The sequence below is a fragment of the Diplocloster hominis genome (assembly GCF_032380655.1).
Taxonomy (GTDB): Bacteria; Bacillota; Clostridia; order Lachnospirales; family Lachnospiraceae; genus Diplocloster; species Diplocloster hominis.
Map to the genome: position 1 here is coordinate 1 of NZ_JAWDIY010000018.1, position 23,347 is coordinate 23,347.

12 protein-coding genes and 1 pseudogene are annotated in these 23,347 nt (G+C 49.1%); all 13 read left to right on the top strand.

From position 1 onward, the window contains the following. Window positions 1-29: 29 nt before the first annotated feature. Window positions 30-795 (top strand): annotated as a pseudogene (locus ABC831_RS16300) (reverse transcriptase domain-containing protein); the annotation flags it as partial. Between the two features lie 231 nt (window positions 796-1,026). Continuing rightward, entirely contained in the window at window positions 1,027-1,284 is a 258-nt protein-coding gene (locus ABC831_RS16305; RefSeq protein ID WP_343249160.1) for an HPr family phosphocarrier protein, read from the top strand. 321 nt (window positions 1,285-1,605) lie between these two features. Beyond that, complete coding sequence (locus ABC831_RS16310) at window positions 1,606-2,154, top strand: biotin transporter BioY (protein ID WP_343249161.1); 549 nt, start codon at window positions 1,606-1,608, stop codon at window positions 2,152-2,154. 540 nt (window positions 2,155-2,694) lie between these two features. Further along, the gene (locus ABC831_RS16315) at window positions 2,695-3,873 is read left to right on the top strand and encodes an AI-2E family transporter (protein WP_343249162.1); all 1,179 of its coding nucleotides are present in this window, start codon (window positions 2,695-2,697) and stop codon (window positions 3,871-3,873) included. 56 nt (window positions 3,874-3,929) lie between these two features. Further along, a complete protein-coding gene (gene hydA / locus ABC831_RS16320; protein ID WP_343249163.1) occupies window positions 3,930-5,303 on the top strand; it encodes a dihydropyrimidinase in 1,374 nt (457 codons plus the stop codon). A 741-nt stretch (window positions 5,304-6,044) separates the two neighbouring features. Continuing rightward, window positions 6,045-7,718 carry a phosphoenolpyruvate carboxykinase (ATP) gene (locus ABC831_RS16325; RefSeq protein WP_343249164.1) on the top strand — a complete coding sequence of 558 codons (1,674 nt, stop codon included), beginning with the start codon at window positions 6,045-6,047 and terminating at the stop codon, window positions 7,716-7,718. Between the two features lie 203 nt (window positions 7,719-7,921). Beyond that, entirely contained in the window at window positions 7,922-9,358 is a 1,437-nt protein-coding gene (locus ABC831_RS16330; protein WP_343249165.1) for an acyl-CoA carboxylase subunit beta, read from the top strand. A gap of 15 nt (window positions 9,359-9,373) precedes the next feature. Continuing rightward, window positions 9,374-10,093: an OadG family transporter subunit gene (locus tag ABC831_RS16335; RefSeq protein WP_343249166.1), complete on the top strand. Its 720-nt coding sequence runs from the start codon at window positions 9,374-9,376 to the stop codon at window positions 10,091-10,093. Window positions 10,094-10,115: 22 nt separating this feature from the next. Next, window positions 10,116-10,490: a biotin/lipoyl-binding carrier protein gene (locus ABC831_RS16340; protein WP_343249167.1), complete on the top strand. Its 375-nt coding sequence runs from the start codon at window positions 10,116-10,118 to the stop codon at window positions 10,488-10,490. A 166-nt stretch (window positions 10,491-10,656) separates the two neighbouring features. Then, window positions 10,657-11,805 carry a sodium ion-translocating decarboxylase subunit beta gene (locus tag ABC831_RS16345; protein WP_343249168.1) on the top strand — a complete coding sequence of 383 codons (1,149 nt, stop codon included), beginning with the start codon at window positions 10,657-10,659 and terminating at the stop codon, window positions 11,803-11,805. Window positions 11,806-11,833: 28 nt separating this feature from the next. Then, on the top strand, window positions 11,834-13,240 hold the full coding sequence (locus ABC831_RS16350; protein ID WP_343249169.1) for an oxaloacetate decarboxylase subunit alpha: 1,407 nt from the start codon (window positions 11,834-11,836) through the stop codon (window positions 13,238-13,240). Between the two features lie 467 nt (window positions 13,241-13,707). Then, window positions 13,708-21,450 (top strand): non-ribosomal peptide synthetase, encoded by a 7,743-nt coding sequence (locus ABC831_RS16355; RefSeq protein ID WP_343249170.1) that lies wholly within the window; start codon window positions 13,708-13,710, stop codon window positions 21,448-21,450. Window positions 21,451-21,482: 32 nt separating this feature from the next. After that, window positions 21,483-23,342, top strand: a complete 1,860-nt coding sequence (locus tag ABC831_RS16360) for a histidine kinase N-terminal 7TM domain-containing protein (RefSeq protein ID WP_343249171.1) — start codon at window positions 21,483-21,485, stop codon at window positions 23,340-23,342. The last annotated feature ends 5 nt before the right edge of the window (window positions 23,343-23,347 follow it).

Sequence of the window (23,347 nt, forward strand, 5' to 3'; positions counted from 1 at the left end):
AAGTACAACCGGGAAAGGAGGAAAGAACATTGGGTACAGAAAACAGAGACAGCCGCTTGCAAAGAGATAGCGCGGAACGTGAAGGGTATGTGAGGGCGCACCGTTCCTTCCGCCGGATAAGGAAGGAAAGAGACAGTGCACAGCCGGAACTTTTAGAGAAGATACTGGACAAGGATAACCTTAACAGAGCTTTTAAGAGAGTAAAGGCAAACAAGGGAGCGCCTGGAATCGACGGAATGAGCGTAGAAGAAGCGGGCGCATACCTAAGGGAAAATCAAAAGGAACTTATCGAGAGAATCAAGAAGGGAAAATACACCCCAGCCCCGGTAAGACGCGTTGAGATTCCCAAGCCAGATGGTGGAGTGCGAAAGCTAGGCATTCCAACAGTAAAAGACCGTATTTTCCAACAAGCCATTACACAGCGGCTCATGCCAATTTTTGAGCCATTGTTCTCGGACAGCAGCTACGGCTACCGACCGGGAAGAAGTGCAAAGGACGCCATCCTAAAGGTAAAAGAGTATGCAGAACAAGGATACATCCATGCGGTAGCAATGGACTTGTCGAAATACTTTGATACTCTGAACCATGAGATGCTTCTGAATATCTTGCGAAGAAAGGTAAAGGATGAAAGGGTCATCCAATGGATTAAAAGATACTTAAAGAGTGGGGTCATGGAAAACGGAGTAGTCACGGAAACAGAGGAAGGTTCGCCACAGGGAGGAAATATTTCCCCATTGCTGGCAAATATCTATCTAAATGAGTTCGACCAGGAGTATGAGAGACGGGGAGTTGTCTTAAGAATATCAAATAGTCAAGCCCTGCTTAAAAAGAGAAAGAAAGTACTGCTTAAAAAGAGAAAGAAAGTACTGCCTAAAAAGAGGAAGAGAATACTGCCAATAAAAGAGAAAGAATTGGATATACTGAAAAATATATGAAAGAAAAAGAGTGGTATATGTTTACGCGATGAGAAGGTAACACAGTATCATCAGCAAGAATATTTACGCATATTCCGCGCTGGAGGAATCAATGAGAGAATTTGTATATGCAGTTAAAGATGAATTAGGTATTCATGCCAGACCTGCTGGCATGCTGGCTAAATTGGCAGCCGGATATAAAAGCAGAATAATGATCTGCTGTAACGACAGAGAAGTGGATGTAAAAAGAATTATGGGTGTGATGAGTCTGGGTGTAAAACAGGGGCAACAGATAAAGTTAAAGGTCGAAGGCGAGGATGAGAAGGAAGCCGAAGAAGCTCTGCGCAAGTTTATGTATGAGAACCTATAATGGTTCCACTTACGTAATGATATTCAGATAATTTTTTATAATGATGAGATTGATAGCTGCAGGTAAATAATACCGAAAAGTAAAGTTTCATGGAACCTTTTAGTATGGCAGTGCTTATGAAATGAAAAAACGTGTAGTGTACAGAGGTGTATTGGACAGACAGGGTTAAATCATAAGCGCTGCTTTGCTTATGCAATAAAGTTAACTAAAAATAATAGTGGTTGACAATTGGATGGCGAATCTATATAATAAAATCAACCTAAAAAATATTTGGTTAACATTATGCTGAACAAAAAGATACATAAAATGGAGGAAATCATTATGAAACAGAAGATATCAACCAGATCGATCGTTGCCGTAGGCGTATTTGCCGCTGTGATAGCAGTTCTTTCACAAATATCCATTCCTATGCCGTCACAGGTGCCGGTCACGCTTCAGACATTTGCAATTGCGCTGGCAGGATATGTGCTGGGATGGAAACGAGGCCTGGGAGCGGTGGTAATATATGTATTGCTGGGAGCAGTAGGCGTTCCTGTCTTTGCAAATTTTACAGCAGGGTTTCAGATTCTCATGGGGCCGACAGGCGGTTTTATTTTTGGCTTCCTTGGTATGGCTGTACTATGCGGGCTTGGAGGAAAACAGAAAAATAAGCCCCTCGCAATCCTTTTAAGCCTGAGCGGACTGGCTGTCTGTCATTTGGCCGGAGCGCTGCAGTTTTCCATGATCACTTCCACATCCATAGGTCAGGCACTGTTAATCGCGTCTGTCCCTTATCTGATCAAGGACGTGATTTCCCTTGTAGTCGCTTATGTTGCGGGGACAATACTCAGAAAGAGATTGGCTTCGGCCGGTATTTTGATTTATGCATAATATTGATATGCTGAAAATCCCCACATGAGCGCGAAATATTATGAACGTCAATCACAATGAATGAATAACGAAATGAAGTCCAATACTGCTGAACAATAATTCACCCATTGTATTAAGATATAATTGGGTTGAATGTATTGATCAGCAGTATTTGTATTTACGGCCAAATAATTAAAGTCAATATAAAAAAGTACTGCAGAGCATATAAAGAAAGGATGCTAAGAATTATAAGTAAATGAAGCAGAGACTTATAAAGAAAAGAGGCAGAGACTTATAAAGAAATGAAGCAGAGAATTGTAAAGAAAAGAGGCAGAGAATTATAAAGAAATGAAGCAGAGACTTATAAAGAAATGAAGCAGAGAATTATAATGAAATAAAGAGGTGAAATTTAAACAATTAAGTGTGTTTGAGTGAAATAAATGTAATCCGACTTGTAGTGAAATAAATAAATGTAATCCGGCTATTCTTGCGAAAAGAAATAGATTGTAGTATGATAGCAGTAATTATAAGATCGCATAAAAGATGAGGAGAAGTCTGCGTATGGACCTGAACAAAAAAAATTCCCGAAAGATATTTGGATTTATTGCATTTGGAATCATTTTATTTGTCGCAATGGAAAATCTGAGCGCTGTGGCGGAGGCCGCTGGCTGGGTCCTGGGTCTTTTTTGGCCGTTTCTGCTGGGACTTTGCATAGCTTTTATTTTAAATATACCCATGCGTCTTTTGGAAGAAAGAGTTTTTGCGGGCCTGAAGGGGAAAAAACCATGGAATAAAATCTGCCGTCCGGTCTGCATGGTTTTAGCTATGGTCATTATACTGGCGATTGTATTTTTTGTCATGTTCCTGGTGCTGCCGGAGCTGGTTCGAACCTTTACCATACTGAGCAGAAGCATCCCGGCCTTTGTAACCGATGTACAGAACTGGCTCATAAAACTTGCGGAAGACTTTGACATATCCGCCAGCACCATCCAGAATATATCCATTGACTGGGATAAGATGATCAGTACGGCGGTCACGTTCCTGCAGGATGGAGCGACCACTGTGCTGAATACAACTATAGGAGTCACCACCTCCATAGTAAACGGAGTCGTCAATTTTTTCCTTGCGGTTATCTTTGCCATCTATATTCTGGCAGCAAAAGAAAAATTGGGCGGACAGATACGCAAATTTCTCCGGGCGTTTATCGACACGAAAAAAGCGGATCAATTTCTCTATGTATGCAGCCTGTCCAGCAGGATCTTCGGTAATTTTGTCAGCGGACAATGTACGGAAGCGGTAATTCTCGGAACACTGTGCTGGCTGGGGATGCTCCTTTTACAGCTGCCCTATCCGCTTGTTATCGGTGCCCTTGTCGGCCTCACAGCGTTGATTCCCATTTTCGGCGCATTCATTGGATGTGCGGTAGGCGCGTTCCTGATTTTGATTGTAAGCCCGATCAAAGCCCTGATTTTCATCATTTTTTTCCTGGTGCTTCAGCAGATCGAAGGAAATCTGATCTATCCGAAAGTGGTGGGTACTTCCGTGGGGCTGCCCGGGATCTGGGTACTGCTGGCGGTCACGATCGGCGGCAGCATGTTCGGCGTTATCGGTATGCTGGTATTCGTCCCGCTCTGTTCTGTTCTCTACTGCCTGTTCCGGGAAGCGGTTAATCACCGGCTGATCACCAAGGAACAGACAACAGCCAGGAAGCCGACCGTGCCAAAAGAAACAAAACGATAAATCGAGTAGAGTAAGAGGCATTCAACATAAATCATTCAGAGGGAGGTTATAAGAATATGGCAGTCATAATCAAAAACGGTACAGTTGTATCACCAACCCAGAGTGTCATACAGGATATCCGAATGGAAGGGGAAAAAATCGCGCAGGTGGGGGAGAACCTGCCGGTAACCGCAGACGACACGGTCTATGATGCCCAAGGCAAATTAGTATTTCCCGGCTTTATCGATGCCCATACCCATATGGACATGGATAACGGTAAGATAGTGACCGCAGACGACTTCGCATCCGGCGGACGGGCGGCTATCGCGGGAGGCACGACCCTGCTGATAGATTTTGCGACCCAGGATAAGGGCCATCTAATGGGTGAGGCATTCTATCAGTGGATGGCGAAAGCAGAGCAGAAGTGTTCCTGTGACTATGCATTTCACATGGCCATCATAGACTGGAACGAGGAAACCAGACAGGAACTGTCTAATATGTTCCGGATCGGAGTATCCTCCTTTAAAGTATATCTGGCCTACGACAATCTGCGGATCAATGATCGTGAGCTCTACGAGCTCCTGTGTGACATGAAGGAACTGGGTGGTATCGTCGGCGTTCACTGTGAAAATGGAGATCTGGTCAATGAGCTGGTGGCCGAACAGCTGGCGGCGGGCAACACAAGTCCCGCAGCACATCCGGCATCCAGGCCTGCGGAAGTGGAAGCCGAAGCCATATCCCGCCTCCTGTATATAGCGAAATTAGCCGACTGCCCCGTCCACATCGTCCACTTAAGCACGAAACTGGGACTGGAAGAAATCCGGAAAGCCAGGGCCAACGGCCAGACCGTCTACGTTGAGACCTGTCCCCAGTACCTGATCATGGACGACCGTGTGTACAGCCAGCCGGAATTCGAGGGAGCCAAATACGTGTGTTCCCCGCCGATCCGCAAAAAAGAAGACCAGGAAGCCCTCTGGGAAGGCATCATAAACGGAGAAATACAAACTGTAGCCACGGATCACTGCAGCTACAACTTCCACGGCCAAAAAGACTTAGGAATCGACGACTTCTCCAAGATCCCCAACGGCCTGCCCGGCATCGAGCACCGACCGGAACTGATCTACACCTACGGAGTCAAAACCGGACGCATCACCAAAGAAAAAATGTGTGAAATCCTGACTGCCAACAACGCTAAAATATTCGGCTGTTACCCGCAAAAAGGAGTCATCGCGCCCGGCAGCGACGCTGACATCGTGATCTGGCAGGACTGCCAGGAACCCATCACTGCCGCGGCCCAGCACCACAACGTAGACTACACCCCCTACGAGGGAATAGAGGTCCTGGGCAAGCCAGAGACCGTATTCCTCCGCGGCCAGGAAGTCTACCATGACGGAACGATCCTACAACCTGAGCTCGGCATCTACATAAGCCGTGAACCAGGCGGACTATAACACGTTCCGCTTAAGTACGAACACACGAAAAGAAGTCACCTAATTAAATGTACGCCTTAAATGTACCCCTCGCAAAATTAAATAGACAATTAAAAAAGCAAAAACTGCTGCACTGCCCTGTGTAATCAGGCAGTGCAGCAATTTTTTAGCAGCCAATATCCGGTACCTTTCAGGTCCCCCCTTTATTACAATTCCAAACAAAAAAACAAGCAGACTGCAGTACATGGAAAACGGTCTGATTTAACCAAGGGAGGGGAGCGAAACGTCGGAGCCTTGCGGGGATGGGCGGAAAATCTCGCGGGGACAAATCGCTTGAGGCCGGACCTTAGAACAGGTTACGCAGATGGCGGGAGAACCTCGCAGGGCCTGGAACACTGTTCGAGCCGTCCTTTGGCGAGTTTGTTCCAGGCCCTGCCAATAAGAGGTTCTCCCGCCATCGGAGTTACCTGTTCTTAGGCCCGGCCGAAGCGATTTGTCCCCGCGAGATTTTCCGCCCATCCCCGCAAGGCTCCGACGTTTCGCTCCCCTCCCGCCCCTTCACCCGGCCTTTCCCCCCGCTCATATATCCAAAGCCCCCTGAAATTACTTGTCAAATATTTCACAATTTCCCCGCGGAATAGCTTGACTTTTAAACTGTGAAATGAGATAATAGACCCAAATTGCGAATCTTATCGCAGTTGCATAATCCGGCCGTTAAGAATGAAAAGATGCCGGATAGATAGAACTAAAGGAGGACAAGATATGTCAACAAAAGCGTTTTATCCCAGAAACGAAATCGGCGCTGGCAAGGTTGGTTTTGCTAAAACCAGATCCATCATCGAAGCTGCTTTCTATGGGAACAATGTGGTTAAGGTTAACACCTTAAAAGAGGCTTATAATCTGGCCAAGAATTCTCCTGGAACCGTAGTTACTGACATGCCGGTTTACAGAGGCGAAGAATTCGGTCTTGAGCCCGACGCTAAGGTTTTGTTGTTTAATGATGGTTCCATTACCGGCCGTTACGCTGCTGCGAGAAGAATCGCCGGCGAACCCAATGTGAACTGTGATGAATTAGATAAAATGACCATGGACGCTGTATATGATACCAGATGGAAAAAAATGTATCATGCAGAGGCATATGTAGGACTGGATCCTGAATTCATGGTAAAAGCCCACCTTTTGATTCCGGAAGGCGAAGAGAATATCATGTATTCCTGGTTGTTGAATTTCCAGTATCTGAGTGACTATTATGTAAAGATGTATAAGGATTCCGTACCGGTAGGTGACGGAAAAGAGCCTGACATCTATATCTTCTCAAATCCCCAGTGGCCCGGCACCGACAAACCCGGATATGATCCGAAATGCCTGTGCTACTTCAATACAGATCAGAACTGTGCCGCTATTCTTGGTATGAGATACTTCGGTGAACATAAAAAAGGGACCCTGACCATGGCTTGGGCGATCGCTAACCGCAACGGTTACGCTTCCTGCCACGGCGGACAGAAGGAATACACTCTGGCCGACGGCTCCAAATATGTTGCTTCCGTGTTCGGTCTGTCAGGATCCGGAAAATCTACCCTTACCCATGCAAAACATGATGGAAAATATAAGATCCAGGTGCTTCATGATGATGCTTTCGTAATCAACACCGATACCTGCGCGTCCGTAGCTCTGGAGCCTACTTACTTTGATAAGACCCAGGATTATCCGACCAACTGCGAGGATAATAAATATCTGTTAACGGTCATGAACAATTCCGCGACCCTGGATGAGGACGGAAAAGTTGTAATCGTCACAGAGGATATCCGGAATGGCAACGGACGTGCGATCAAGTCCAAACTGTGGTCTCCGAACCGGGTTGACAAGATCGATGCTCCGGTTAACTCTATTATCTGGATCATGAAAGACCCGACGATTCCTCCGGTTGTTAAATTAAAAGGTGCTTCCTTAGCCTCCGTTATGGGTGCGACTCTTGCAACCAAGAGATCCTCTGCGGAGAGACTGGCTGAAGGCGTGGATCCGAACGCACTGGTTGTGGTTCCTTACGCGAACCCGTTCCGGACCTATCCGTTGTCCCATGACTTTGACAAATTCAAAAAATTAGTTGCTGAGAAAAATGTAGACTGCTATATTGTCAACACCGGCGACTTCATGGGCAAGAAAGTAAAGCCTGCCGATACGCTTGGCATCCTGGAAGCGATCGTAGAAGGCAAAGCGGACTTCAAACCCTGGGGACCTTTCTCTGATATTGAGATCTTTGACTGGGAAGGCTTCGTACCGGATATGAATGATGCAGATTATGTTGCTCAGTTAAAAGCCAGAATGAACGATAGATTAGAGTTTGTAAAATCCAGAGACACCTTCAAAGACGGTTACGATAAACTTCCTGCTGATGCTTTAGAGGCAATTCAGAAGGTAGTAGACGAATTAAACTAATTAGAACTAACAGAGGGCTGTTCTGAAGATAGGACAGCCCTCTCATAAGATGACTATAGGATCTGGCGGAATTTATATCGAGCGGCGGCCACCGCGCGCCCGCCCGTAGGGCATGATATTACGGGATGTAAATTATGGTAGGCTTATCCGCTTTGAAAATGGCGGATCAGATATAAATTATAGAATAATATGGAGGGTGAAACATGAGTAACAATGCAACAAATGCGGCAAGACAGAGAATTGACGCTCTTCTGGACGCAAACAGTTTTGTTGAAATCGGTGGATATGTTACGGCAAGAAACACAGATTTTAACTTAGCGGCAAAAGAAACACCCGCAGATGGGGTCGTAACAGGTTATGGTGTGATTGATGGGAATCTGGTGTATGTGTATAGCCAGGATGCCTCTGTAATGAACGGTTCCATTGGCGAAATGCATGCGAAGAAGATTGCAGGTTTGTACGATTATGCTATGAAAATGGGAGCTCCGGTGATCGGTCTGGTAGACTGCGCGGGCTTACGGCTCCAGGAAGCTACCGATGCATTAAACGGTTTTGGCGAGATCTATCTGAAACAGTCCCTGGCTTCCGGCGTGATTCCTCAGATTACAGCTGTTTTCGGTACCTGCGGCGGCGGTCTGGCACTGGTTCCCGGTTTGACGGATTTTACCTTTATGGAGGAAAAAGACGCGAAGCTCTTTGTAAACAGTCCCAACGCGATAGACGGAAACAATGTGACCAAGTGTGACAGCGCTTCCGCTAAATTCCAGAGTGAAGAAGCAGGACTTGTCGATGTAGTGGCAGACGCTGCTTCCATTTTAGAACAAATCAGACAATTAGTGTGTATGCTTCCTGCCAATAATGAGGATGATATGTCCTATGAAGAGTGTACGGATGATCTGAACCGGACATGTGCAGATCTGGCAAACGCGGCAGGTGATACGGCGATTGCACTTTCCAATATTTCCGATGACGGTGTGTTCTTCGAAGTAAAAAGAGCTTATGGACAGAACATGGTGGCCGGATTCATCAAATTAAACGGTGTGACGGTAGGCGCTTTGGCTAACCGCACAGAGATGTATGACGAAAACGGAGAGAAAACTGCGGAATTCGACAATGTTCTGTCTGTCAAAGGCTGCAGAAAAGCGGCGGAGTTCGTGAACTTCTGCGATGCTTTTGATATCCCGGTGCTGACCCTGACCAATGTAAAAGGTTTCAAAGCCAGCATGTGCGCAGAAAAGAATATAGCCAGAGAGGCAGCGAAGATGACCTACGCATTCGCCAACGCCACGGTACCGAAAGTAAATGTGATCATTGGCGAAGCTTACGGCAGCGCTTATGTGGCGATGAACAGCAAGTCCATAGGGGCAGACCTGGTATTCGCATGGCCTCAGGCACAGATCGGTATGATGGATGCGGGCTTAGCGGCTAAAATCATGTATGACGGCGAAAGCGCGGACATCATCAATGAGAAAACAGCGGAATATGCTGCGCTTCAGTCAAGTGCGCTGTCGGCGGCTAAGAGAGGATATGTAGATAACATTATCGATGCACAGGATACGAGAAAATATGTAATCGGTGCCTTTGAAATGCTGTTTACGAAAAGAGAGGATCGTCCGAGTAAAAAACATGGCACGGTCTAGGAGAGGTGGAAAGATATGAAAAAATTCCTTGTAGCAATATGTATCATGACCTGTCTCTTTTCCTTAACCGCTTGTGGAAAGAAAGTAGAAAGCCCTTTTGACGACTATCGGGATGAGGATTTTCGAGCGAATTCCGAAAGCTTGATTCAGGGTCTCAGCCAGTCGGATGACAGCTATTTGCAGAGCCTGATTGACCAGGAGGACGGAGTGATATCCGTTGCTGCAGAAAACTGGTTGGATGTCAAAGGAGAGCTCGGCGCTTATAAAGAGGCAAAGGACTTTGAAGTGAAACGGGAAGGAAAGCAGTTAAGCGCTATCCTGACCGCTCAGTTTGAGAAGAGAGAGGGAACCTTAACCATTACTTACAATGAGGATCTGCAGCCAACTTCGATCACTGTGGATGTGAATTACAGCATGGGAGAGCGAATGGGAAAGGCGGCCCTGAATACCCTGATGGGTATGGGCACGGTGTTTGTCATTCTGATCCTGATCAGCTTACTGATTTCCTTATTTAAGTATATCAATAAACTGGAAGCGAAAATGAACAAAAAACCGGCTGTTCAGGAAGTACCGGCACCGGCGGCTCCAGTCCTTGCAGAACCTGTAGAAGAACTTGCGGATGACTATGAACTGGTAGCAGTCATCAGCGCGGCGATCGCAGCGTCAGAAGGTACGTCTGCGGACGGCTTTGTGGTAAGATCAATCAAAAAAAGAACAAAATGGCAGAAGGCCTAATTGAAGATAGGAGGATTTATCCATGAAAAATTATACCATTACCGTAAATGGCAACGTATATGATGTAACCGTAGAAGAAGGCGCAGGTGCTCCTGTAGCAGCAAGCGCTCCCAAGGCTGCTCCGAAAGCTGCTCCCAAAGCTGCTCCGGCTCCCAGCGCAGCAAAACCGGCTGCAGGAGCTGGCAGCGTTCAGGTAAAAGCCAGCGTACCCGGCAAGGTATATGCGGTCGAAGCGAAAGTGGGACAGGCAGTAAAATCCGGAGATAATCTGATTATTCTGGAAGCGATGAAAATGGAAATCCCAGTTGTGGCACCTCAGGATGGAACAGTGGCCAGTATCGACGTGGCAGTAGGCGACGCCATTGAGTCCGGAGACGTTTTAGCAACACTCAACTAGGATTCATACGCTTAAAGAAGATTACCCTTCCGGGCAGAGTCGCAGCATTCGCTGCTTCATAAGGTATGCTTTACAGCACCCCTTAATATATGCCCTTCGGGCAGGGGCGCAGCATTCGCTGCTTCATAAGGTATGAATTCCCAATAAAAATATGGGAGGTTAGATCATGAGTTATGTATTAGAGACTATGGAAAACCTCATACACCAGACCGCGTTTTTTAATTTAACGATCGGAAACGTGGTGATGATTCTGGTTGCATGTGTTTTCCTGTATCTGGCAATACGAAAAGGATACGAACCGCTCCTGTTGGTTCCGATTTCCTTTGGTATGTTGCTGGTTAATATTTATCCGGATATCATGATGACGATTGAAGAATCTGCAAATGGTGCCGGTGGATTGCTCCATTACTTCTATCTGTTGGATGAATGGGGAATCCTTCCTCCGCTGATTTTCCTGGGCGTAGGAGCGATGACGGACTTTGGCCCTTTGATTGCGAATCCCAGAAGTTTCCTGCTGGGAGCCGCGGCACAGTTCGGTATCTTTATCGCATATTTCGGAGCGATTGCTTTTGGATTCGGGGATAAGGCTGCGGCAGCGATCTCCATTATCGGAGGAGCTGACGGCCCTACTTCGATCTACCTGGCCGGTAAGCTGGGGCAGACGGCGATCCTGGGTCCGATTGCGGTGGCGGCATATTCCTATATGTCACTGGTTCCGATTATTCAGCCGCCGATCATGAAATTACTGACGACGGAAAAAGAGCGGAAAATCAAGATGGAACAGCTGCGTCCGGTTTCCAAGCTGGAAAAAATCCTGTTCCCGATTATCGTAACCATCGTTGTTTGTGTTATCCTTCCTTCTACCGCTCCGCTGATCGGTATGTTGATGTTAGGTAACCTGTTCCGGGAATCCGGAGTAGTACGTCAGCTGACGGAGACGGCATCCAATGCCCTGATGTATATCGTGGTTATTCTGCTGGGTACCTCTGTTGGTGCGACCACCAGTGCCCAGGCTTTCCTGACCCCCACCACCATCGCTATCGTGGTATTAGGTCTGGTAGCATTTATCTTCGGCACGGCGGCCGGTGTCCTGTTCGGTAAATTGATGTGTCACCTGACCCATGGCAAGGTGAACCCGCTGATCGGCTCTGCCGGTGTATCCGCAGTTCCGATGGCAGCCCGTGTGTCCCAGAAGGTGGGGGCGGAGGCAGATCCCACCAACTTCCTGCTGATGCATGCGATGGGACCCAATGTGGCCGGTGTTATTGGTACGGCCGTTGCAGCCGGTGTGTTTATGGCAATCTTCGGTGTGTAATTTAAATATAAGAAGGAGGTAAAAAAGAATGGCAGAAAAAAGGCCTGTAAAAATAGTGGAAACGGTTTTGCGTGATGCACATCAATCCTTAATCGCGACCAGAATGAAAACGGAAGAAATGCTTCCGATAATTGACAAAATGGATCAAGTTGGTTACTACGCAGTAGAGTGCTGGGGTGGCGCAACCTTTGACGCATCCCTTCGTTTCCTGAAAGAAGATCCGTGGGACAGACTGCGTAAATTAAGAGCCGGATTCAAAAATACCAAATTACAGATGTTATTCCGCGGACAAAATATCCTGGGATACCGTCCTTACGCAGACGATGTGGTAGAATATTTTGTACAGAAGTCCATCGCAAACGGAATTGACATCATCCGTATTTTCGATTGCATGAACGATCTGCGCAACCTGCAGACAGCAGTTACCGCTACCAACAAAGAGGGCGGTCACGCGCAGGTAGCATTATCCTATACGCTGGGCGATGCCTACACGATGGATTACTGGACAGAGAAAGCAAAACAGGTAGAGGAAATGGGTGCAGATTCCCTGTGTATCAAGGATATGGCAGGACTGCTCGTTCCCTATGAAGCTACCCGTCTGGTAGAAACCCTGAAAAAAGCGGTCAAGATTCCGATCGATCTGCATACGCATTATACTTCCGGTGTAGCTTCCATGACATACCTAAAAGCCATCGAGGCCGGATGTGACATCATCGACTGCGCTATGTCCCCGTTCGCACTGGGAACCAGCCAGCCGGCCACCGAAGTTATGGTAGAGACCTTCCGTGGAACTGAATACGATACCGGATACGATCAGGCCTTACTGGCTGAGATTGCCGATTATTTCCGTCCGATGAGAGACAGCGCTCTGGACAGCGGCTTAATGAACCCGAAGGTATTAGGCGTCAATATCAAAACCTTATTATACCAGGTACCAGGCGGTATGCTCTCCAACCTGATGTCCCAGTTAAAGGAACAGCATGCGGAAGACAAGTACTATCAGGTTCTGGAAGAAGTTCCGAGAGTAAGAAAAGACTTAGGCGAGCCGCCGCTTGTGACCCCTTCCAGCCAGATCGTCGGAACGCAGGCAGTGTTCAACGTGCTGATGGGAGAACGCTACAAGATGGTAACCAAAGAGACAAAGGCCGTGCTGTCGGGCGAATACGGCGCCACCGCAAAACCTTTCAACGCAGAACTCCAGAAAAAAGTGATCGGAGACGCGACCCCGATTACCTGCCGTCCGGCAGATTTGATCGAGGCAGAGTTAGACAAGTTAGAAAAAGAAGTGGCACCCTGGAAGCAGCAGGATGAGGATGTCCTCACCTATGCGCTGTTCCCTCAGGTAGCAGTGGACTTCTTCAAATATCGTCAGGCGCAGCAGACCAAAGTGGACGTGACTGTGGCCGATACGAAAAATGGGGCTTATCCGGTTTAGATTCTGCTAAGGGAAAACGAGTGGGACAGAAGAAACACCGTGCCTCTGAACCAGGAATTTCTGAAGAAATTCCCGGTTCAGAGGCACTTAATTTTTTGCGTGGAAGCAAAAAGTTGGTTTCTTCTGTCCTGCTCGTTTTCCCTTAGACTCCGCCGCAGCTCGCTCATGCCTTTTGGGCGGATCTATCGTTTGAGCTTGGAGCCATCTGCCGGGAATACCGGAGGCGGAAACCTTGAAATGGAAAATATTGTCAGATTTGATTGAAATCGCATTGGAATTATGACGAAATTTGGTAGAAATTGTTGTGTTTTTGATTATTTTGGTCTGGTTTGCTTGATTTTTGATACAACAAACGGTATAAATATAAGTAAGGGTTTTTGGTTTGCAAAAAATGGAAATTGGAGATAGAATGGATGACGGCTTTCGGAGGACTTGATGTTGGAAACTTAGAGGGAGGAAGGACGTGTATGGTTGAGGATGGTGCTGCTTTGGAAACGAAAACTTTTGCCTTGTCTTTGAGCCAACAGAATATTTGGAATCTGGAGCAGGCTTATCCCGGGACATCCATTAATAATATCAGTACGACCATTAGAATCCAGGGACGGATTGATTTTCATGCTTTGCAGAAAAGCTTGAATCAGGTGCTGGCTTCTGATGGTTCTTTGCGTACCCGTATCATCATGGACGGGGGACGGCCGGTACAGTATCATGCGCCTTATGTGAAGGAGGTTTTTCCGGTCCTGGATTTTTCACATACCAGCGGACAGGGGATGGAGAGCTGGGAACATGCGGTGACCAGAGAGGTGATTCCGCTGGAGGATGGTCCGCTGTATCGATTCGTGCTGTTCCGTACCGGGGAGAATTCGGGGGGAGTGTTGATCAAGGTCCATCATATTATCTCGGATGGCTGGGCGCAGGTTTTGCTCTGTAACCGGATCGGACAGACTTATCTGGATCTGCTTTCGGATAAGGAGGTGAAGCTTGAAGAGTCTCCCAGCTATCAGCTGCATGTCCAGGAGGAGCAGGAGTATTTGAAATCAGCCGCCTATCAGAAGGATCTGGCATATTGGTCCGGGGTGATGCGGGATGCCGGTGAACCCTCCATGATCAAACAGGTGAAGAGCGCGGCGGTAAGCCCTGTGGGCCGAAGGAGCAGTTTCAGGCTTCCGGATGTGATCAATCATGCGATCTATTCCTTCTGTATGCAGAACCGGGTGGCGCCTTTCGCGGTGTTTTACATGGCTCTGGCTATCTATTTCAAGCGGATCGGCGGTGCGGACCGTTTCACGATCGGGGTTCCGATCTATAACCGCAGCAGTTTCGTGTCCAAACAGACCACAGGGATGTTTGTCAGTACCCTTCCTTTTATAAGTGATATCCATGAAGAATGGTGTTTTTCCGAATTTAATGAGCAGCTGGCACTGAATTGGTATGAGCTTTTGCGTCATCAGAAATTCCCCTTTGCGGATATTGTCCGGATGGCGGAGGAAGGGCAGAAGCTATCGGGAAGATTGTTCCATATAGCGCTGTCTTATCAGGACAGCACGATTTTAAAAAGCAGGGATACATCTGTGCATTTTTCCGGGCGCTGGCATTATAACGGTTATCAGGCCGAGCATCTGTGCATTCATTTAAGTAACCTGGAGGATAACCGTAGGTATTCGGTGGATTATGATTATCTGACACAGTTTTATTCGGACCGGGAGATTGAAGAATTGCACAGATGCCTGCTGAATATTTTACAGGAGGCGCTGTATGCGCAGGAAAGACCCATCTATCAATTGTCGGTGCTGGGCAGTGAGGAGCGGGAACAGGTATTATATACCTTTAACAGAACGATAAAAGCGGTGCCGGAGGAGGGACTGTATGAGCAGCTGCGCCGGCAGGTACAGGATCATCCGGGACGGGTGGCTGTAATCTGTGAGGGTACGAGAGTCAGCTATCAGGAGCTGGAACACATGGCGTATCCGGTTTATGAAGCCATCCGTCAGGGCGGTGTTATGGAAAATGCGCTGGTAGCGGTATTCCTTCCGAAAAAGCCGGAACTGCTGGCAGCGATGGTCGGTATCGTAAGAGCCGGCTGCGCCTATCTGTTATTATCTACGGACCAGCCGGAAGGGCGGGTTGCGGATATCTTAAACCAGAGCGGTGCGAAGTTTCTGATTTCTGAAGAGAAGATCCTGCATGATGCGGGCTTTGGCGGCATTCCGGTACCTGTCCTGGATATAGGAAGCCTGATGGAAAACGAAGGGGATCAGGATGGCTGCGCAAAGGAGCGGCCGGGAGATCTGGCGTATGTGGTTTATACTTCCGGTAGTACCGGTAAACCAAAAGGGGTGGAAATTACCCGGCAGAATGTCATCAATTTTGCCCAGGCGATGTCTGATGTATATGGAAAGGGAGCGGTTCTTTCCATTTGTAATGTGGGCTTTGACGCATTTATGCTGGAAAGTATCGTGGCGCTGTTAAACGGCAGAACGGTCGTGCTGCCCAGGGAGGAAGATACCGAGTCGCCGGAGAGAATAGCCGGTTTGATTACCGGTTATGGGGTTGGTTTTATGGCCCTGACGCCTTCCAGGCTGATGGCGTTTTTAAAGAACGGCCTTTTTTTGGAGGCCATGCGTTATTTGGAAAGTATTGTCTGCGGCGGCGAAGCATTTCCCGGTGAATTACTTTCGCAGCTGCAGATCTGTTCCAATGCCCGTATTTACAATCAGTACGGCCCCTCAGAAGCTACCGTGGGGGTCAGTATGAAGCTTTTGAATCATACGGATCAGATCACAGCGGGGCCTCCGATGCAAAACTGTAGGCTCTATGTGCTGGATGACTGGATGAATCCGCTGCCCATCGGGATATACGGTAATCTCTATATCGGCGGTGCGTGCGTGGGCAAGGGGTATCGTAATCATGCACAGCTGACAGAAGAAAGCTTTCTTGATAACCCCTTTGTATTGGGGGACCGCATATACCGGACCGGAGATACCGCACGATGGACGCCGGAGGGTGAGATCGTTCTCGGGGGGAGAACCGATCAGCAGCTGAAGCTTAGAGGCATACGGCTGGAACCCCAGGAGATCGCAGCTTGTCTGGCTTCCCATCCGAATGTGAAAGAGGCCGCGGTCAAGGTAATCACAGACCAGGGCCAGGAGGTTCTGGCTGCCTATTACACCTCACGGGAAACATTGACGGAAGGAGAGCTGCTGACCTATGCTGCCTCTTATCTGCCGCGCTATATGCTTCCCTCCGTGATCATACGGCTGGAAAAGATTCCGCTTACTTCCAATGGAAAGGTGGATGAGTCCGCGCTCCCGAACCCGATTCCTGCAGGCAGGAGCACAAAGGCCGGTACCCGGCTTCAGGAAGAACTGCTGGGGATATTCCGCACAGTGTTGGAGCGCGGGGATCTGGATATTGAAAGTGATTATTTCCTGTATGGAGGGAATTCTCTGAATGCCATGCAGGTGATCTATGAAATAGAGAATCAGACAGGACACGCCATGCGGATCGCAGAATTATATGCCTGCCGGAATGTCAGGAGACTGGCAGAATATCTGGGTGACGATGGCAGGGCGGCCGGGCAGGCGGACGGTACTACAGGCCAAACGGATACGGTTCCCGGGCAGAGAACGCTGGGAGAACTGATGCCGGCTCCGAAACTGGAGCGTTATCCCATGATGCCGATTCAGCAGGGAATCTATGTTCAGTCCCACTTTGGGGACGGACAGCTGGCTTATCATATGCCAGGCGCTTTCTGTCTGCCTGCGGAAGCGGACTTAGGCAGGATACAGCAGGCATTCCGGGATTTGATCGCAGGGGATCCTGTGCTGCGCACTTCATTTAAGCAGGATCCGGACGGGGTATATGCTTATGTGAATGAACGGGTACCATTTGATATACCCGAGCTTCAGGGGGAGGACCAGGAAGAGGTGTTCGGGAAGTTCCTGCGCCCGTTTTCTTTGGAGGAAGCGCCGCTATTGCGGGCCGCGTTCTGGCGCAGACCAGACGGGAAATGGCTGCTTCTGCTGGATATGCATCATATCATCGGGGACGGATTAAGCACACCGATTCTGATCAGGCGGCTGGATGAGCTGTACTGTGGAAAGGGGTTCTCCGGATCAGGAGTCAGTTACCTGGACTATGCGTATGAACAGATGCAAAAGGAAAATGCGGCGGATCCGGCCTGCAAAGAATACTGGCTGGAGAACCTGAATTCCCTGCCGGAAGCATTGAATCTTCCCACCGATTTTGCCAGACCGCACCAGTTTGATTATCGGGGAAAAATACTGACGCACCGGCTGTCCGGTCCGCTGAGCGGGAAATGTGATGCTTTTTGTGCAGCGGCCGGGATTACTAGCCACACGTTTTTTGCGGCAGCCTTTGGCCTGCTTCTGGCAAAGCTTTCCGGTAAAGAAGATCTCGTGGTCGGGACACCGGTTTCCGGAAGATTACGGCCTCAGGAGCTTAAGATATGCGGGCCTTTTATCAATACGCTTCCGCTGCGGCTGCATCCGGAGCGTGGAATTACGGTAATGGAATATATGCATGCGGTGCAAAGGGCTTTAGCAGGCCTTCTGGATCATCAACGGATCTCGCAGGAGGAGATTATAGCGATGCATAATCTTCCGAGAACCTTCTCTCAGAATCCGTTGTATCAGGTAATGTTTTCCCAGAGGCCTCTGGATGCGGGAGAATTTAAGCTGGGCGGAGAAGCTCTGGCCTATTACCCTATTCCCATGGGCACTGCAAAGTCGGACTTAACCCTGGAGACGGCAAAGGATAAGCAGGGCTATTTCTTCTGCCTGGAATATGCCACCAGTCTGTTTTTGGAGGAAACGGCAGCCTATCTGGGCCGCTGCCTGGAACAGATCGTGGAAGAATTTATCGGGAATCCGGATCAGACTTTATATGAGCTGTATCCGGTAACCAACAGCGACCAGATGAAACTGGTGGAAGAACCGAATTTTATGTATACACCGTATCTGAACTTACCGATACATAAAATTATTGAGCGTACGGTGGAGCTGAATCCGGATGCAGTGGCTGTGGTATTTCACAAAGAGAAAATTACCAGAGCGGAGCTTCTCGCCCGGGCGGATGAGATCGCCGGCCTGTTGGCAGCGGCAGGAGCCGCCGGAGGTGACCGGATCGGTTTGATCATGCATCGGACGCCGGATCTGTTTGCCGCCATGCTGGGCATCCTGAAGGCGGGCTGCGCTTATGTGCCGATGCTGCCGTCTTATCCGGAACTAAGGCTTAAGACTATGCGGGAAACCGCAGGGATGCGGCTGATCCTCTGTGATAAGCGGGCACAGGCGGTGCTCCCTGGAGAATTAGGCTGCCCGCTTGTCTGCGTGAGACAAAAGGATGACGGGGAAATCTTCGGAGCGGATGCCTGTCAGGCACCGGCGGCAGGTAAGTTTCAGGATGTGCCGGTCAAGGGATCGGATCTGGTAAATGTGATGTTTACCTCGGGTTCCACCGGCAGACCGAAAGGGGTTATGCTAAAACACAGTTCGGTATCCAATCTGTATGTGAGTATACGGGAACTGTTGGAACGTGCAAAGGGACCGATCCTGTGTACTACCAATGTGGTATTTGACAGTTTTATCGGGGAGAGCCTGTTCCCGCTGGCTATGGGGAAAGAGATCGTACTGGCCGATGAAGAGGAAATGATGCTTCCGTGGAAGCTGGCTGATTTGATCGTCCATGAGGATGCGGAGATATTCCAGGTTACACCGGCGCGTCTGCAGATGTGTCTGAGCAACACTTCCTTCTGCGCGGCAGCGAAGAGTTTGCGGCTGGTGCTGCTGGGTGGTGAGGTGCTGATGCCGGCGCTTCTGCAAAAGCTGCATCAGGTCAGCGAAGCGGTGAGTATTAATATGTATGGGCCTACCGAGGCGACCGTCTACATGACTATGATAGAGGTATTTCCGGAAGGGCACATAACAATTGGACGTGCGTTGCGCAACAGCAGGATCTATGTGCTGGACGAGAATCTGAAGCCTGTGATGCCTGCCGCCTGCGGAGAATTATGCCTGGCAGGAGAATGCCTGGCAGCCGGCTATATATCCAGGCCGGATTTGACCGAAAAGGCGTTTGTGCCGGATCCGTTTGTTCCGGGAGAGCTGATGTATCGAAGCGGTGATATTGGCCGGCTCCGCCTGGATGGTTCCTATGATTTCCAGGGACGCAGGGATGCCCAGGTCAAGCTGAACGGACAGCGTGTGGAATTGGATGAAATATCAGGAGCGATACTGGATTCCGGATTCGTGGTCCAGGCCGCGACCGTTCCGGTCGCTAAACCGGATGGGGCGATGGAACTGTGCTCCTTCTATCAGGCAAAAGATGGCGGCAGGGTTGACGAGGAGAAACTGCTCGGACATCTGAAGAAGCTTCTTCCGGCTTATATGCTGCCGTCAAGATTGGTGGCGCTTAAGGAAATGCCCTTTACCCCCAGCAGCAAACTGGATCTGCAGGCGCTGAAAAAGATGGCCGCGTCCATGAAGGATGCGCCGCCTTCGACAAAGAGAAGTTCTTCCGGGAAAATGAGGACAGCAGCGGAGGAGCTTCAGGAGCAGCAGGTAAGAGAGAAGGAGCTTCAGGAGCAGCAGGTAAGAGCGAAGGGGATTCAGGAGGAAGCGCGGCCGGAAGAAAGATCCGGTAGTAATAGTGAAATATCCGTTCCGCAGGCGAATGTGGATTCCGTGTTACAGATCTGGTCGGAAGTACTGGCCAGGGAGAATCTGGAACCGGGTGTTCCCTTCTTCGAGCAGGGCGGTACTTCCCTGGCGGCACTCAGTGTACTCAGCAGATATTATAATCATAAATGGGAGATGTCTCTTCAGGAGTTCTATGAACATCCGACCGTGGCAGAGCAGCTTAATATCCTGAATCCGAACTGGAAAAGTCAAAAATATACGGAGAATAATCAGGAACCAGGGAATAACCAGGAACCAGGGAATAACCAGGAACCAGGGAATAACCAGGAACCAGAGAATAACCAGGAACCAGGGAACAGCCAGGAAATGGAGAATTCCCGGGAACCTCGCATAAAGGTGCCGGTACAGAACGGTGTAGTTAAGGAAACAGACCAAAGAGAGAAACATCGCCCCCACCGGTTGGGCAGAGTGTTACTGACTGGTGCCACAGGCTTCATGGGAGCTCATCTTCTGCATGCATTGATAGACGCCGGCGCGGGTACCGTGCTGTGTCTGATGCGGGACGGCAGCAGGGAGCGGCTGATGGAGCGGCTGTCCTGGTACTTTGGTGCAGGCTGGCTGCAGAGCGCTGCCGGCAGGATCAAGGTAATCGCCGGGGATATCAGCAGGCAGGAACTGGGTCTATCCCATATGAATTATATCGATCTGGTGGGCAGGCTGGATGCCATCTATAACAGCGCGGCGGATGTGCGCCATTATGCCTCTGACGCGGAGGAATATACCGCTACCAATGTAACCGGCGTGGAGCATATCATAGAGCTGGCGGAGCGGTCAGGGGCCGTGCTTCATCACATGTCCACGTGCAGCGTCAGCGCTGAGCAGCTGATCGGCAGGGAAGGGCCCGCAGTTTTTACCGAGCACGATTTCGACATAGGCCAGGACTGGCAGTCGAATCTGTACGTAAAGACAAAGTTCCTGGCGGAAGCCAGGGTGTTTGATGCCATAGAGCGGGGCGTGGATGCCAGAATCTACCGGCTGGGCAGGCTGGTGGGCAGATGTTCGGACGGTACGTTCCAGGTGAACCCGGACAGTAACGCGTTCTATCTGCTGATGAAAGGGATCGCCGTCCTGGGCGTGTTTCCGGATACCATGGCGGATCATCTGACAGATCTGACACCGGTGGATTATAGTGCGGATGCGATTCTGGCTCTGGAACGTTCACAGGAACGCGTATTTCATATATTGAGCCCGCGTCAGACGAGGATGGAAGAAATTATTCGGGCAGTACTGCCGGATACCCGGTTCCTGCCGGAGCCGGAATTTGAAGAGCGGTTGTCACAGCGGCTTTCCAAAGGATATCACGCGGAGCTGATGCCCCTTGCTGATTTCTGGAATCATATAAAAACGGCTCCTCCAGTCATCGAAGTTACTGCCGAATACACATGGCAGCTGTTGGAGAAGCTGGGATTTCAACGGGAGATCCCGGGCCCCAAACGGTTATTGCAGAATTTTCTGTTTGCAGCCCAAAAGGATGAGGGCGAATCCCATTAGGAATACCTATTATACTGACGAGGGGGGAGAAGATGGTTTCCGACCTGACCGCTGTTATATTTATTATATCCCTGGCAGCAATTGTATTTTATTTTGGCTCCAGTTTAAAGAATCGGAGACAGGGCCTGCTCAACACTCTGTTTATGGAACTGGTACTGCTGTACAGTCTGTGGGTGGTGGCGCTTCTGGGAATGAAGTTTACGAAAACGGATAACACGACGCAGCTCATGGTGCTGGACTGTATCACGACGGCGGGGGCGCATATGGCGGCCTTATATCTTACGATCGCGATTGCATTTGTAAAAAGCTACGACAAACTGCCGAAGTATTGTTACCTGCTGTTTATCGTCCCCTGTCTCACGACCTTATTGTGTGTCACGAACCCGCTCCACCATCTGTATTATGTGGAATTTTCAGTGATCAAAAGTGAACTGGTGATGGGGCCCTATGTTCCGATATCAGGAATTTACAGTTATATCTGTCTGGTGGCCAGCAGCTTTATTATGATTAATTTCGCGATAAAGAACCGCAGCCGCTTGTATTTAAAGCAGAGTATCCTGTTCGCGTTGGGAGGTTTCAGCCCGCTGATCGTCAGCGCGATCGCGACATTTACCAACAGCCTGCCTATCTCGGCGACGGCCCTTAGCTTTATTCCTATTATTGTTTTCGACGGCATCGCGATCTACCAGCTGCATCTGGTGGACATCAAACCGATCGCCATGCAGCACGTACTGGATTGGATCTCGGATCTGTACATGGTCCTGAGTGACAATGGACTTGTGATCAATTATAATGTTCCATTTGAGAAAGTGTTTGCTTCCCAGTATGGCATAACGGAGAACCGATATCTGAAAGACTGTGTGAAAGAGGAGGATATCTCCAAAAAAACGGCAATTTATAATATGTTGACCGCCGTCGATGCCTGTATGGAGGCCGACACGGTGATTTCTTATGAACAGGCGGTCACATTAGAAAAAGAAGGTACGCCTGTAAAATATTATTATGTGACGGATGTTTCTCCATTGAAAAACGGAGATCAGCTGGCTGGCTTTGTAGTGATTTTCAAAGATGTGACGCAGTTAAAGCGAAGTATGCAGCAGCTGCAGGACGGACAAAAGCATATGATGGAGCAGGAACGGTTCGCCTTTCTGGGGCAGATGATGGCGGGGCTGGCCCACAATCTGAAAACTCCGATCATGAGTATATCTGGATGCGTGGCCACTGTGGAGAGCCTGGTAGACGAATATGAGTCCAGCCTCAGCGATCCCCAGGTGGTGGAGGAAGATTATCGGGAGATCTGCAATGAGATAAAGGATTGGCTGCAGAAAATCAGGGAATCCACCTCCTATATGTCTGAGATCATCACGGCGATTAAGGGACAGGCCAACAGTGTGACCCCGTTTGGGGATTCCACATTTACCCTGAATGAATTGATGAAACGCACGACGCTGCTGATGCGCCATGAACTTTATACCAGCGGTTGTACGCTTGTGGCTGATTATGATCCGTCCCTGAATGTGACGCTTCATGGGGACATCAATAATCTGATCCAGGTAATGAACAATTTGGTTTCAAACGCAATATATGCGCAGAAGCAGGTTGGCGGCGGTAAAATTGTGATCGGTATGAAAGCGGACAAAGAAGAGCTGCATGTATCTGTGGCGGATACCGGTCCCGGAGTCAGCCCGAATGTGAGGGCACGGCTGTTTAAAGAAATGATAACCAGTAAAGGAACGATGGGAAGCGGGTTGGGACTGTATATTTCAAACGCCGTAGTAAGAGGAAAGTTCGGCGGAACCATGTGGTTACAGGATAACCCCGGCGGAGGCGCTGTCTTTGGATTTTCCATTCCATTGGGGGCAGCTCCTGTTGTTAAGAGAGAGGAATCGTAAGAGGT

Coding starts and splice junctions, on each gene's coding strand:
- ABC831_RS16305 (WP_343249160.1), top strand. CDS start 1,027: ATGAGAGAATTTGTATATGCAGTTAAAGATGAATTAGGTATTCATGCC.
- ABC831_RS16310 (WP_343249161.1), top strand. CDS start 1,606: ATGAAACAGAAGATATCAACCAGATCGATCGTTGCCGTAGGCGTATTT.
- ABC831_RS16315 (WP_343249162.1), top strand. CDS start 2,695: ATGGACCTGAACAAAAAAAATTCCCGAAAGATATTTGGATTTATTGCA.
- hydA (WP_343249163.1), top strand. CDS start 3,930: ATGGCAGTCATAATCAAAAACGGTACAGTTGTATCACCAACCCAGAGT.
- ABC831_RS16325 (WP_343249164.1), top strand. CDS start 6,045: ATGTCAACAAAAGCGTTTTATCCCAGAAACGAAATCGGCGCTGGCAAG.
- ABC831_RS16330 (WP_343249165.1), top strand. CDS start 7,922: ATGAGTAACAATGCAACAAATGCGGCAAGACAGAGAATTGACGCTCTT.
- ABC831_RS16335 (WP_343249166.1), top strand. CDS start 9,374: ATGAAAAAATTCCTTGTAGCAATATGTATCATGACCTGTCTCTTTTCC.
- ABC831_RS16340 (WP_343249167.1), top strand. CDS start 10,116: ATGAAAAATTATACCATTACCGTAAATGGCAACGTATATGATGTAACC.
- ABC831_RS16345 (WP_343249168.1), top strand. CDS start 10,657: ATGAGTTATGTATTAGAGACTATGGAAAACCTCATACACCAGACCGCG.
- ABC831_RS16350 (WP_343249169.1), top strand. CDS start 11,834: ATGGCAGAAAAAAGGCCTGTAAAAATAGTGGAAACGGTTTTGCGTGAT.
- ABC831_RS16355 (WP_343249170.1), top strand. CDS start 13,708: ATGGTTGAGGATGGTGCTGCTTTGGAAACGAAAACTTTTGCCTTGTCT.
- ABC831_RS16360 (WP_343249171.1), top strand. CDS start 21,483: ATGGTTTCCGACCTGACCGCTGTTATATTTATTATATCCCTGGCAGCA.